Below are 11,967 nucleotides of genomic sequence, written 5' to 3' on the forward strand. Positions count from 1 at the left end.
AGGTCAGTCCGTCCGGTCGCCGAGAGACTCGAGCAAGGTCCTGAGCGTACTCGCCAGGGCTTCGCGTTCCGGTCCGGACAGCGCCTGGAGCAGCTTATCCTCGGTCTCCACATGCGCCGGGAGGACCGCGTCGATCACCTGCAGGCCCTCCTCGGTCAGCGTCACCCGGACGCCGCGGCCGTCGGTCTCGCTCGGCGTCCGCCGCACCAGGCCGCGTGCCTCCAACCGGTCCAGCCGCTGGGTGATCGCGCCGGAGGTGACCATCGACGAGCGCATCAGGCCGGCCGGGGTGAGGCTGTGCTCGGCGTTGCTCCGGCGCAGCGTCGCGAGCACGTCGAACGACGGCGAGTCCAGGTCGTACCGGGCGAAGTTGCGGCGCAACTCGGTGTCGACCAGCTGGGCGAGCCGCTTCAGCCGGCCCATCACCGCCATCGGCGAGGCGTCCAGGTCGGGGCGCCGCTCGCTCCACTGCGCGAGCACCAGGTCGACGTGATCTGCCATTCACCCAGCCTAGTGGCTCGCTTAGCAGTGAGCTAAACCTCTGTCGTTTTGCTTAGCGCTGAGGTACTTTGTTTTAGTGCTAAGCAATCGACTCCGCCTGATCCTCACCACCGCGCTGGCTCCCGCGCTGTGGGGAACCACGTATCTCGTCACGACGGAACTGCTTCCGCCTGGTCGTCCCCTTCTCGCCGGCGTCCTGCGGGCGCTGCCGGCCGGACTCCTCCTGATCGCGTTCACCCGGCGACTGCCCCAGGGCCACTGGTGGTGGCGGGCGTTCGTCCTCGGCACGCTCAACATCGGCGCCTTCTTCGCGCTGCTGTTCGTCGCGGCGTACCGCCTGCCGGGTGGGGTCGCGGCGACGGTCGGCGCGGTGCAGCCGCTGCTGGTGGCGGTGCTGTCGGCCGGGTTGCTCGCTCAGCGGATGACGCTGCGGACGACGCTCGCCGCGGTCGCCGGAGTGTTCGGGGTGAGCCTGCTCGTCCTTCGGGCCGACGCGCGGCTGGATGCGTGGGGCGTCGCGGCCGCGCTCGGTGGTGCGGTGGTGATGGCGACCGGTGTGGTGCTGAGCAAGCGGTGGACGTCGCCCGCTCCCCTGCTCGCGACCACGGGCTGGCAGCTCGTAGCAGGCGGTGTCGTCCTGCTACCGGTCGCGCTGCTCGTCGAAGGCGGGCTGCCGAGTTCGCTGACCGTTGGGAATGTCGCGGGGTACGCGTATCTCACGCTGGTCGGGTCGGCGCTCGCGTATGCGCTGTGGTTCCGCGGACTGCGGAGCCTGCCGCCGACGAACGTCACCTTCCTCGGACTGCTCAGCCCCGTGGTCGCCACGGCACTCGGCTGGCTCGCCCTCGACCAGCGCCTCACCGCGGTCCAGATCCTCGGCGGCCTGATCGTGCTCGTCGCCCTCGTCACCGCACAGACCCGCAAGAAGCCACGCCCGGTGCCGTTGGTGCCGGCCGAGCGGCCGGCTGTGGTCTTCAGGGCAGCGTCGTGATGGCGCGGAGGGCCAGCCGGTAGGAGTCGAGGCCGAAGCCGGCGATGGTGCCGGTCGCCACGCCCGCGACGACGCTGGTGTGCCGGAACTCCTCGCGGGCCGCCGGGTTGCTGATGTGGATCTCGATCAGCGGGGCCGTGCGCTGGGCGCAGGCGTCGCGCAGGGCGTACGAGTAGTGGGTGAAGGCCGCCGGGTTGAGCACCACCGGGGTCTTCGCGTCGGCCGCCTCGTGCAGCCAGCCGACCAGCTCGGACTCGTCGTCGGTCTGCCGGACCTCGACCGCCAGGCCGAGGTCGGCGCCGGTCTTCTCGCAGTCGGCGACCAGGTCGGCGAACGTCGTCGCGCCGTACACGTCCGGCTCCCTCGATCCGAGCCGGCCCAGGTTCGGACCGTTCAGCACCAGTACTCTCCGCCCGGCGGCGGCCGCGTCAGTCACGGTCCAACCCTAGTGCCCCTGCCAGAATCCTGGAGAAGGGCCGGGCGAAACCGAACCGCGGACACCACTGCCGGCCTCTTCCCAAGTATGAGCGAACGAGCGGCACTACTTGAGGTGCGGTGGATGGATCCAGATCCGGAAAGACCGAGGGCGGCCGGCGTGGGTCCGGGCGTCGCCACCGGTTCCGGGGTCCAGACCGATCGGAGCCTGTGGGAGGAACTGCAGTCGGGTGACGAGGCGGCGCTGACGGCGTTGTTCCACCGGCACGCCGACGCGGTCTACAACTTCGCGTTCCGGCGCACCTCCTCGTGGGCGACGGCCGAGGAGGTCGTGCAGGCGACGTTCACCACGTTGTGGCGGCGGGCGAAGGCACGCCGGGTGGACACCCTGACCCTGGAGTCAGCGCGTCCCCTGCTCCTCGTCATGGCGGGCTACGAGTGCGGGACCGCGTTGCGGACGATGAAGCGGCAGAGCGCCCTGATCGACCGGCTCGAACTGGTCGGCGACCACGGCACCGAGCCCGATCACTCGGCGGCCGCCGCCGCGCGGGTCGACGACGAACTCGCGATGAGCGACATCCGCCGCATTCTCAGCCGCATCCCCGCCCGGCAGCGCGAAGCGATCGAGCTCGTCGTCTGGTCGGGCTGCACCGTCGCCGAGGCCGCGAAGGCGCTCGGCGTCCCCGAAGGCACGGTCAAGTCCCGGTTGGCGAGAGCACGCACCAGCCTCGCCGGCCTCATCGATCTCGGCACGAAGGAGGAACTGCGATGACCCGCGTTCCCGCGGAGCGCACGCTCGCGCACAAGGAAGAAATCCTGCGGCAGGTACTCGCCGAGGAGCAGCGGCCGGCCCAGCGTCGGGGCTGGCTCGTCCCGGTCGCCGCCGCGGCGTCGATCGCGGCCCTGGCCGGCGGAGTGGTCGGGCTCAGCTCCCTCACCGGCAACCACAGCGATCCGGCCGGCCAGGCGGGCGACAGCGGCCAAGCGGGCTTCCAGACCACCGCGTCGGCCGGTACGCCGTCGGCATCTGCGGGCCCCGACGTCCCGCTCTACCGCGGCCGCCTGAACCAGGCCGAGATCGCGGCGGCGACGAAGGGCTGCCTGAAGAAGGTCTCCCTCCAGAAGGCCAACAAGGTCCTGCACCCGATCAAGATCGCCGACGTCTTTACCGGAAGGTCCGAGCCCGCCCTCGTCCTCCGTGCGGACACCCGCACCATCACCTGTGTCGGTCGTTCCTCCGGTGCCGGAACAACCTGGGACGCGCGGGCACACAAGAATCTGCCAGACCTCCAGCTGTCTCCGGGCACCACGTCGGTCTCCTCGAAGAAGAGCGTGATCGACCACGTCCTGCCGCGCAGCTGGACCACGGTCGACGACGAAGCCGCGAGCGTGCGCCGACGGATCCTCGTCAACGGGCAGGCGGGGCCGTGGTACGTGAGCAAGCCGATCGACGGTCTGGCCCTGGTTCAGGCGAAGAACGACGGTCCGATCCACATCGGGGACAAGGTCACGGTGGAGACGCAGCAGCTCGACGCGGCCGGCAAGATCGTCGGCAAGCCGAACGCCGTGTCCGCCACGGTGACCAGGAACCCGGCGCCGGGCCAGGCCTACCCGTTGCTCTCGTTCCTCAGTCCGCGCTGACCTCGGCGTAGGCCGCGACGAGGAGGCTCGGGTCGGGGGCTTCGAAGACGGCCGGTTTGGCGAGGCCGTCGAGGACCACGAAGCGGAGCCGGTCGGCCCGGGTCTTCTTGTCCAGCTTCATCGCGTCCTGCAGGTGCGGCCACGCGTCGGCGCGGTACCGGACCGGCAGGCCGAGGGATTCCAGGACCTCACGGTGCCGGTCCGTGGTGGCGTCGTCGAGCCGGCCGGCCGCGCGGGCCAGTTCGGCGACGAACACCATGCCGATACTGATCGCAGCCCCGTGCCGCCACTTGTACCGCTCGGTGCGCTCGATCGCGTGGCCGAGCGTGTGGCCGTAGTTCAGTGCCTCGCGGCCGATCGCGCCGCCGGCCGTGGTGGTCCGCTCGCGCAGGTCGGCGCCGACGGTGTCCGCCTTGACCTGGATGGCTCGGGCGATCAACTCCTCGGTGTGCTCGTACTGCGGGGAGGTGGCGCCGGCCGGGTCCTTCTCGACCAGGTCGAGGATCACCGGGTCGGCGATGAAGCCGCACTTGACCACTTCGGCAAGGCCGCTGACGTAGTCGTTCTTGGGCAGCGTCTCCAGCGCGGCCAGGTCGCACAGCACGCCGGCCGGCTCCCAGAACGCGCCGACCAGGTTCTTCCCCTCGGCCGTGTTGATCCCGGTCTTGCCGCCGACGGCCGCGTCGACCATGCCGAGCAACGTGGTCGGGATGTGCACCACCTTGACGCCGCGCAGCCAGGTCGCGGCGACGAAGCCGGCCAGGTCGGTCGTCGTGCCCCCGCCGATCGACACGATCGCGTCGGACCGGGTGAACCCGGCCTGGCCGAGCACCGACCAGCAGTACGCGAGCACCTCGGCGGTCTTCGCTTCCTCGGCGTCCGGGACCTCGATCGCGTGCGCCGTGTACCCACCGGCGGTCAGGTCGTCGCGGATCGCGTCCCCGCTGGCCCGCAGCGCGCGCGGGTGGATCACCGCGACCCGGGTCACCCCGTCGCCGAGCAACCCCGGCAGCTCGCCGAGCAGATTGTTGCCGATGACAACTTCGTACGGCGCGGCCGCGCTGACCGCGATCCGGCGTGCCTGGTCCGTCATCCGAGCAGCTCCACGATGTCGTCGGCGATCTCCTCGGGGCTGCGCTGGTCCGTGCTCACGGTGTGCTTGGCGACCTCGAGGTACAACGGGCGGCGGGCGTCCATCAGGTTCTTCAGCTGGGTCCGCACGTTGCCGAGCAGCAGTGGCCGGGCGACGCCGAGGCCGACCCGCTTGGCGGCCTCGCCGAGCGACACGTCCAGGAAGACGACCGGGTGACCGGCCAGGTCGGTCCGGGTCGCGGCGTCCAGGATCGCGCCGCCGCCGAGCGACAGCACCACGTCGTCCGCGGTCAGCGCCGCCACGATCGCGGCCCGCTCCAGCTCCCGGAACGCGGGCTCACCGGAGTCCACGAAGATGTCGGAGATCGGCTTGCCGACCGTGCTCTCCACGTCGGTGTCGGTGTCACGGTGGACCTTGCCGAGCCGGTCCGCGAGCAACGCGGCGATCGTGGATTTGCCGGAACCGGGCGGCCCGACCAGGACGACGACCGGGCTCACGCGTCGCCCCACTCGCGCGGGGTGATCGCGGTCGGCAGGTTCGCCAGGTACGCGCGGTGGTTGCGGGCCGTCTCGGTCACCGAGTCGCCGCCGAACTTCTCCACGGACACGTCGGCGAGCACCAGCGCGACCATCGCCTCCGCGACGATGCCGGCCGCCGGGACCGCGCAGACGTCCGAGCGCTGGTGGTGCGCCGAGGCGGCCTCGCCGGTGGTCGTGTCGATCGTGCGCAGCGCCCGCGGCACGGTCGCGATCGGCTTCATCGCGGCGCGCACCCGGAGCGTCTCGCCGGTGCTCATGCCGCCCTCGGTCCCACCCGAGCGGCCGCTGGTCCGGCGGACCGTGCCGTCCTCGGCGACGATCTCGTCGTGCGCCTTCGACCCCGGCGTCCGGGCCAGCTCGAACCCGTCACCGAGCTCGACACCCTTGATCGCCTGGATCCCCATCAGGGCGCCGGCCAGCTTGGAGTCCAGCCGGCGGTCCCAGTGCACATAGCTGCCGAGGCCCGGCGGCAGACCGTCGACGACCACCTCGACCACACCGCCGAGGGTGTCGCCCGCCTTCTGCGCGGTGTCGATCTCGGCCACCATCGCCTTGCTCGCGTCCGCGTCGAGGCAGCGGACCGGGTCGGCGTCCAGCTTGGCGACGTCCTCGATCGACGGGATCACGCCGTACGGAGCCTTCACGGTGCCGAGCTCGACGACGTGGCTGACGATCGTCACGCCGTACGCCTGCCGCAGGAACCGGGCCGCGACCTCGCCGAGCGCGACCCGGGCCGCGGTCTCCCGGGCGCTGGCGCGCTCGAGCACCGGGCGGGCCTCGTCGAAGCCGTACTTCTGCATGCCCGCGAGGTCGGCGTGACCGGGGCGCGGCCGGGTCAGCGGGGCGTTCCGGGCGAGGCCGTCGAGCACGTCGGCGTCGACCGGGTCGGCGGACATCACCTGCTCCCACTTCGGCCACTCGGTGTTGCCGACCTGGATCGCGACCGGGCTGCCGAGGGACAGCCCGTGCCGGAATCCGCCGAGGAACGTCACCTCGTCCCGCTCGAACTTCATCCGCGCGCCGCGGCCGTAGCCCAGCCGACGACGAGCGAGGGCGTCGGCCACGTCATCCGTGGTGACCTGGACGCCTGCGGGAAGACCTTCGAGTACGGCGACGAGCGCTTGTCCGTGCGACTCGCCGGCGGTGAGCCAGCGCAGCATGAGCCCGATTCTTTCACGACCGTCTCAGCGCCCGGCCGCCAGTCTCATCTCGGCGTCCGGATCGGTCCCGGTGGGCGACCGGGCGGCTACAGTTCGGGCGACTGCTGGTCGACGGCTGGAGGGTGGATGACACGGGCGGAGGAAGAGGCGTACCGGGCCCGGGTCCGGGGGTGTCTGCTCGGTGGGGCGATCGGGGACGCGCTCGGCGGGCCGGTGGAGTTCCAGGACGCGCGGACGATCCTCGCCGCGCACCCGGACGGCGTCCGCAGCTACGTTGCCGGTGGCAACAACTGGCCGCCGGGGACGGTGACCGACGACACCCAGATGACGCTGTTCACGGTCGAGGGACTGATCCGGGCCGGCGTCCGGACCGACCGCGGCCTCGGCCTGACCGTGGCGGTGACGCACAGCGCGTACGACCGCTGGCTCGACACCCAGCTACTGCCCGGGCCGAGCGGCCACCGGAACGGCTGGCTGGCCGGCGAGCCGTGGCTGTACGCCCGGCGCGCTCCCGGGAACACCTGTCTCTCCGCGCTCACCGAGGCGCGGAAGGGCGGCGACCAGATCCCGCAGTACGGCGGGCAGGCGGCGAACGACTCGAAGGGGTGCGGGGGCGTGATGCGGGCCGCGCCGTTCGGGCTGCTGCCGGCCACGTGGGTGGACGCCGCGTGGGCGTTCGATGCCGCCGCCGAGTCCGCGGGGTACACGCACGGCCATCCGACCGGGAAGCTGGCGTCGGGCGTGCTCGCGGCCGTCGTCCACGCGATCTGCCAGGGTGCCGACCTGGACGCCGCACTCGACGCGACGGCCGCGCTGCTGCGGACCCACGACGGTCACGAGGAGACGAGTACCGCCTTGGCTGCCGCACGTGAGCTCGCCGCTTCGGGAGCCGAGCCGGGCGTGGAGGCGGTCGAGCGGCTGGGCGGCGGGTGGATCGCGGAGGAGGCGCTGGCGATCGGTGTGTACGCCGCACTCGCCTACCCGGAGCCGGAGCGCTTCCTCGACGCGTTGGCGCTGGCGGTGACGCATTCGGGCGACAGTGACTCCACCGGGTCGATCTGCGGGAACATCCTCGGCGCGTTGCACGGCGAGACGGCGCTGCCGCCCGCGCTCGTGTTCGGTGTCGAGGGACGCGGGGTGATCCTGCAGCTCGCCGACGACCTGGTCCTCGAAACCCTGCACCACCGCCAGCTCCACGGCGACTACGGTCCCCACACCGGGTGGGACCACCGCTACCCCGGCGGCTGATCGCGCTCACCGCACGGGGTGCCGAGGCGTCCGGCCCATCCCCCGAGGATCAGGCCCGGCGCCCCGGCTGGGTCACTCTCTCATTCCGCCGGTTCGATGGACAGCTGGTGGCGGAAGATGTTGCCGGGATCCCAGGCTTTCTTGACCTGCCGCAGCCGTGGGTAGTTCTCGCCGTAGTACAGGTCGTGCCACGGCACCCCCGAGGTGTTGTACTTCGGATCGGCCAGGTCCACGTCCGGGTAGTTGATGTACGACCCGGCGTTGATCTCGTTCGGCACCGGCACGCCCCCGGTCTCGCGGTAGAGGTCCTGGTACAGCTTCCGCAGCCAGGTGAGGTGCTTGTCGTCCTCGGCCGGATCGTTCCAGCTGACCGCGGTCACCATCTTGGCGACCACATCACGCTGGACGTTCGCCGTGGCCGTCGGCGGCACCGTGTTCACCTTGCCGCCGTACGGGATCAGCAGCACCGAGGCCTCGGTCGCCGAGTAGGACGGGTCGGACAGGTGGGTGTAGATCGTGTCCAGCTGGGCGTCGGTGTACCCCTTGCGCAGGTAGCCGGCCTTGTACTTCGACCGGTTCGGGTCGGTGGTCTCGGCGATCGAGCGCTGGATCGTACGCTGCAGGAACGGCCCGACGCCCTGATCGATCAGCTGCGGCTTCGGGTCCACGCCCTCGGTCATCGCGGCGAGGAACGCCTTCATCAGCTTGTCCGCGTCCGGCACATCCGCGTCCAGCTGGGTCGACAGCAGGAAGCCGCCCGCCGACACGTGGGTGAGGATCAGCGGGCTGTACAACGTCGCGTACGGCGAGTCCGGGGCGTTGTGCTGCTCGTAGAAGTCGAAGAAGTTCCGCAGGGTCCGGGTGAAGCCGGCCTTGGTGACCGTCTTCCAGTCGTAGGCGAGCACGTTGGACAGCAGCCGAGCAGGTGCCTTGGGCAACAACTTGGCCGGGTCCGAACCGCGGACCCCGGGCGTGCGCAGCAGGTACCGGGTGATGACGCCGAAGTTCCCGCCGCCTCCACCGGTGTGCGCCCACCACAGATCGCTGTACCGGTTGTCGCGGGTCGCCACCACCGACCTGGCCCGGCCGCGGGCGTCGACGACGACCACCTCCACGCCGTACAGGTGGTCCACGACCGAGCCGTACTTGCGGGAGAGCGGACCGTACCCACCGCCGCTGAAGTGGCCGCCGACCCCGACGCCGAGGCAGCCGCCACCCGGGACGGTGACGCCCCAGCCGTAGAAGAGCGCCTTGTAGACGGTCTCCAGGGTCGCGCCGGCGCCGATCGAGAACGCGTTGTGCCGCTCGTCGAAGGTCACCTCGTCGTACTGCGACAGGTCGATCAGGACCTCGACGTCACTGTGGTCCACGAAGTCCTCGAAGCAGTGCCCGCCACCACGGACCGCGATCCGCTTCCGGGTCCGGACGGCCTCCTGGACCGCGTCGACCGCGTCCTCGGCTGAACGGACCACGCGTGCGTACTCGGGCTTGGCGACGAAGCGCCGGTTGGTCCCGCGCTGGACGAGGTCCTGGAAGCGCGCGTCCCCGGGACCGATCCGGTCCTTGCTCCCTGACGCAACGGTGGTCGCCGCGGCCTGGGCGGTCCCGGGTGCGGCGGCCAGGGCTCCGGCGGCGGCGGTCCCGGCCAGGAGGCCACGGCGGCTGACGATCGGCATCTGCATCTCCCCACGAAGTCGAGTTCCTGAGGCTAGTCAGCCGACGGGGGTCACCGCGTCACCCTGCAGAGTGAATCCCGGTGTCACTCAACCGAGGTACAACCGGGTCAGCGGTTCGCCCAGCAGTACGCCCGCGACGGCCCCGGCGAGCATGAACGGACCGAACGGGAACATCTCCTTGCGCCGGAACACCTTGGCCGCGGTCAACGCGATCCCGAGCACCGCGCCGAGCAGGAACCCGCCGTACAGACCGGCGATCAGCTCACCCCAGCCGAGCCACCCGAGAGCGAGGCCGAGCAACCCCGACAACCGGACGTCGCCGAACCCGACACCCCGCGGAATCACGAACCACAGCAGGTAGAACACCCCGAACCCGACCGCTCCGGCGATCGCGGCCCGGCCGAGTGAACCCCACTCCCCCGAGACGGCCGCGCCGACCACCAATCCGGCACCGACAGCGAAGTACGTCGGCCAGATGATGGCGGACGGCAGGTACTTGGTCCGGGCGTCGATGTAGCCGAGGATCGCGCCCGAGACGGTCAGCAGCCACCAGGCCGCCAGTCCCGGCGAGAAGCCCAATTGCCAGCCGATCAGCGCCCCCGCGATCGCGGCCAGCCCGGTGCACCACCACGCCGCTCGCCGAGTCGCGAGCTCGGCGTACGGCGTCTTGGTCTGGCCCTCCTCGAGCACGGGCTCGGGAATCCGGCGCAGCACCCACGGAGCGAGGACGAACGCCGCCGCCCCGCAGAGCACCAGGCCGATGCCCCCGGCCACCACGTCACTCGCACCCGACACGATCCCGCAGCCTAGACGATTCGAGCGGCCGGTACCGGACCCCTGTGGACAACCTCAGCGACGAGCACGACGCAGCTTGACCCGGGCGATCAGGGCGGCGCCGAGTCCGAGCAACAGCAGCCCACCGACGAGGACGCCGATCGTGCTCCAGAGGCCGTCGTTGCGGGTGACGTAGGTGATCCGCTGGTACTCGTCGTTCGACGGTGCCTGGGCGAAGAGGAAGTCGTTCGTGATCCGCGACGGTTCCGAGTACTTCACCGAGTACGCGGTAAGGAACGAGGTGGATCCGCCGAGCTCGGCGAGCGACGAGTTGCCGACCTTGCCGGCGAACAGCAGCTCGGGCTGGACCGCGGGATCAGGGAGCTCACTCGCGTCCACCCGGTACGGCGCAGCGACGTACACGGTGACCGTCTGCGCCGTGGACGCGCCCTTGCTCAGCCGCATCGGGTACACGATCTTCGTGGACGGGAACGACAACCGCAGCGGCGGGGTCGCGCCCGACATCGTGCCACTCGCCTCCTTCGGCGCCAGCTTGACCGCGACGATCTCCCACTTCTCGGAGAGGTACGGCGTGAGGTTCTCCGCGAGCCCGGCCGGGACCACGTACCCGTTGGTGCGCAGCCAGTCGGTCACGGCCGTCGCGCTGGTCCCACCGAGCCGGGCCACCTCGAACGGGCCGAGCACCATCTGCCCGCGTACGTCGACCCCGGCGTACACCTTGGGCGGTGCGCCGGCCCCGTCCCCGCTGCCCAGGATGCCGAGGTCGCGGAACGGCCAGTACGTCTTGCGCTCGACCACCTTCGGCCGGGTCAGCGAGACCAGCCGGTCGAACGTGCGCTCCTGGCCCAGCGTCACCTCGGAGGCCGCCGGGACCGGCATGATCCAGGCCGCCTTCTTCGACGAACCCCGGATCGCCATCGACAGCACGATCTCCTCGGTCCGTCCGTCGAACCGGACCAGCGCGTTCTCGCCCTGCGCCCGGGCCCGCGATCCGGCGTCGGGCAGGTAGCCCCCGCACGCGCAGGCCCAGGCGGGACTCACCGCGGGCAGCAGTGCGATCAGCAGCAACGCGACGATTCCGCGGATCCACTTCACGGACGGACTCCCGTCGGCAGCTCGACAGCGAGGTCGTCGACCCACTCGGCAACCAGCTTGGCGGCAAGCTCGTCCGGGTCGCCCGTCGGCCAGTCCTTCCGGATCGTGGCCCACTCGTCCGGGAGCTTGCGCACGTACTCCTGCCAGCGCGAGCGCAACCAGACCCGCGCCGCGATCGCCACGACCGGGCGCAGCAGCCCGCGACCCTGGACCCGCAGCGTGAGCGTGACGAGCCAGGTGCGATCGCTCTGCTCGGTGATCCGTACGGTGATCCCGCCTCGCGCCCGCCGGTGCTCGAGCGAGGCGACCACCTGCGGCTCGTCACCCCGATGCGGGACGTCGTCCAGCCGGAGCAGACCGGATCCGGTGATCGGCCCGGCGAAGTACGGCACGTCCGCGGGCAGGCTCGCCTCCACCTCGACCGAGGCGGACAGCGGGTCCCGGGGCCTGTCGACCGCGATCGTGCCGCCGACACTCTCCTGCTGGAACCGCACCGAGAACAGGTCGCCGGCATCCGCCAGCAGATCCAGCCCGAGCGGCTTCGGGTCCGGCTCGTCCTCGGTCGGCTTCAGCACGACCGTGTACCGCGCCCCGACCTGCGGGTGCGCGCCGACGTCGTTGCGCAGTCCCTCGATCCGGCGCCCGTCGTACTCCAGGAACCGGTCGGCGCCGAAGCTGAGGGCGCGGATCCGGCGCAACAAGGCGGGCACGGTCGCGACCAGGACGCGGTGATCGACGGGCTCGACGGTCACGCTCGCGACGAGATTCGGCATGCGCCGGATCGTACGGGGCG

Annotated in this window: 13 protein-coding genes; 4 read left to right on the forward strand and 9 right to left on the reverse strand. The window is 71.2% G+C overall.

All coding sequences use genetic code 11. From position 1 onward, the window contains the following. Window positions 1–3: 3 nt before the first annotated feature. Entirely contained in the window at window positions 4–501 is a 498-nt protein-coding gene (locus tag FB561_RS29890; RefSeq protein ID WP_145812506.1) for a MarR family winged helix-turn-helix transcriptional regulator, read from the reverse strand. A 76-nt stretch (window positions 502–577) separates the two neighbouring features. Between FB561_RS29890 and FB561_RS29895 the strand changes: the two genes are divergently transcribed. Beyond that, window positions 578–1,492, forward strand: a complete 915-nt coding sequence (locus tag FB561_RS29895; protein WP_145812508.1) for an EamA family transporter — start codon at window positions 578–580, stop codon at window positions 1,490–1,492. Here FB561_RS29895 and aroQ read toward each other — a convergent pair. Beyond that, window positions 1,476–1,928: a type II 3-dehydroquinate dehydratase gene (gene aroQ / locus FB561_RS29900; protein WP_145812510.1), complete on the reverse strand. Its 453-nt coding sequence runs from the start codon at window positions 1,926–1,928 to the stop codon at window positions 1,476–1,478. The two genes, FB561_RS29895 and aroQ, sit on opposite strands and share 17 nt — an antisense overlap. Window positions 1,929–2,051: 123 nt before the next feature. On the opposite strand from aroQ, the gene FB561_RS29905 reads away from it, so the two are divergent. Beyond that, window positions 2,052–2,699 carry an RNA polymerase sigma factor gene (locus tag FB561_RS29905; RefSeq protein ID WP_145812512.1) on the forward strand — a complete coding sequence of 216 codons (648 nt, stop codon included), beginning with the start codon at window positions 2,052–2,054 and terminating at the stop codon, window positions 2,697–2,699. Next, complete coding sequence (locus FB561_RS29910) at window positions 2,696–3,568, forward strand: hypothetical protein (protein ID WP_145812514.1); 873 nt, start codon at window positions 2,696–2,698, stop codon at window positions 3,566–3,568. The genes FB561_RS29905 and FB561_RS29910 overlap by 4 nt, the downstream gene beginning before the upstream one ends. On the opposite strand, the gene aroB is transcribed toward FB561_RS29910, so the two are convergent. Genes aroB through aroC form a run of 3 tightly spaced genes read right to left on the reverse strand, consistent with a single transcriptional unit; the run spans window position 3,555 to window position 6,360 of the window. Then, window positions 3,555–4,661 (reverse strand): 3-dehydroquinate synthase, encoded by a 1,107-nt coding sequence (gene aroB / locus FB561_RS29915; protein WP_145812515.1) that lies wholly within the window; start codon window positions 4,659–4,661, stop codon window positions 3,555–3,557. The genes FB561_RS29910 and aroB overlap by 14 nt on opposite strands. After that, window positions 4,658–5,158, reverse strand: a complete 501-nt coding sequence (locus tag FB561_RS29920; protein ID WP_145812517.1) for a shikimate kinase — start codon at window positions 5,156–5,158, stop codon at window positions 4,658–4,660. Before FB561_RS29920 ends, aroB begins: the two co-directional genes overlap by 4 nt. Continuing rightward, complete coding sequence (aroC, locus tag FB561_RS29925) at window positions 5,155–6,360, reverse strand: chorismate synthase (RefSeq protein WP_145812518.1); 1,206 nt, start codon at window positions 6,358–6,360, stop codon at window positions 5,155–5,157. The genes FB561_RS29920 and aroC overlap by 4 nt, the downstream gene beginning before the upstream one ends. A gap of 126 nt (window positions 6,361–6,486) precedes the next feature. On the opposite strand from aroC, the gene FB561_RS29930 reads away from it, so the two are divergent. Continuing rightward, window positions 6,487–7,608 carry an ADP-ribosylglycohydrolase family protein gene (locus FB561_RS29930; RefSeq protein ID WP_145812520.1) on the forward strand — a complete coding sequence of 374 codons (1,122 nt, stop codon included), beginning with the start codon at window positions 6,487–6,489 and terminating at the stop codon, window positions 7,606–7,608. 80 nt (window positions 7,609–7,688) lie between these two features. Here FB561_RS29930 and FB561_RS29935 read toward each other — a convergent pair whose 3' ends face one another. The 4 genes from FB561_RS29935 to FB561_RS38050 all read right to left on the reverse strand — a co-directional run bounded on the left by FB561_RS29935 (window position 7,689) and on the right by FB561_RS38050 (window position 11,947). Beyond that, window positions 7,689–9,284, reverse strand: coding sequence for an FAD-binding oxidoreductase (locus tag FB561_RS29935; RefSeq protein WP_145812521.1), 1,596 nt, complete (start codon window positions 9,282–9,284; stop codon window positions 7,689–7,691). Window positions 9,285–9,371: 87 nt separating this feature from the next. Beyond that, entirely contained in the window at window positions 9,372–10,079 is a 708-nt protein-coding gene (locus FB561_RS29940) for a prepilin peptidase (protein WP_145812523.1), read from the reverse strand. Between the two features lie 54 nt (window positions 10,080–10,133). Next, the gene (locus FB561_RS29945) at window positions 10,134–11,174 is read right to left on the reverse strand and encodes a DUF2330 domain-containing protein (RefSeq protein ID WP_170284808.1); all 1,041 of its coding nucleotides are present in this window, start codon (window positions 11,172–11,174) and stop codon (window positions 10,134–10,136) included. Continuing rightward, window positions 11,171–11,947 (reverse strand): hypothetical protein, encoded by a 777-nt coding sequence (locus tag FB561_RS38050; protein ID WP_170284809.1) that lies wholly within the window; start codon window positions 11,945–11,947, stop codon window positions 11,171–11,173. The genes FB561_RS29945 and FB561_RS38050 overlap by 4 nt, the downstream gene beginning before the upstream one ends. Window positions 11,948–11,967 lie beyond the last annotated feature (20 nt).

The sequence above is a fragment of the Kribbella amoyensis genome (genome assembly GCF_007828865.1).
GTDB classification, from domain to species: domain Bacteria; phylum Actinomycetota; class Actinomycetes; order Propionibacteriales; family Kribbellaceae; genus Kribbella; species Kribbella amoyensis.

Coding starts and splice junctions, on each gene's coding strand:
- FB561_RS29890 (WP_145812506.1), bottom strand. CDS start 501: ATGGCAGATCACGTCGACCTGGTGCTCGCGCAGTGGAGCGAGCGGCGC.
- FB561_RS29905 (WP_145812512.1), top strand. CDS start 2,052: ATGGATCCAGATCCGGAAAGACCGAGGGCGGCCGGCGTGGGTCCGGGC.
- FB561_RS29910 (WP_145812514.1), top strand. CDS start 2,696: ATGACCCGCGTTCCCGCGGAGCGCACGCTCGCGCACAAGGAAGAAATC.
- aroB (WP_145812515.1), bottom strand. CDS start 4,661: ATGACGGACCAGGCACGCCGGATCGCGGTCAGCGCGGCCGCGCCGTAC.
- aroC (WP_145812518.1), bottom strand. CDS start 6,360: ATGCTGCGCTGGCTCACCGCCGGCGAGTCGCACGGACAAGCGCTCGTC.
- FB561_RS29930 (WP_145812520.1), top strand. CDS start 6,487: ATGACACGGGCGGAGGAAGAGGCGTACCGGGCCCGGGTCCGGGGGTGT.
- FB561_RS29935 (WP_145812521.1), bottom strand. CDS start 9,284: ATGCCGATCGTCAGCCGCCGTGGCCTCCTGGCCGGGACCGCCGCCGCC.
- FB561_RS38050 (WP_170284809.1), bottom strand. CDS start 11,947: ATGCCGAATCTCGTCGCGAGCGTGACCGTCGAGCCCGTCGATCACCGC.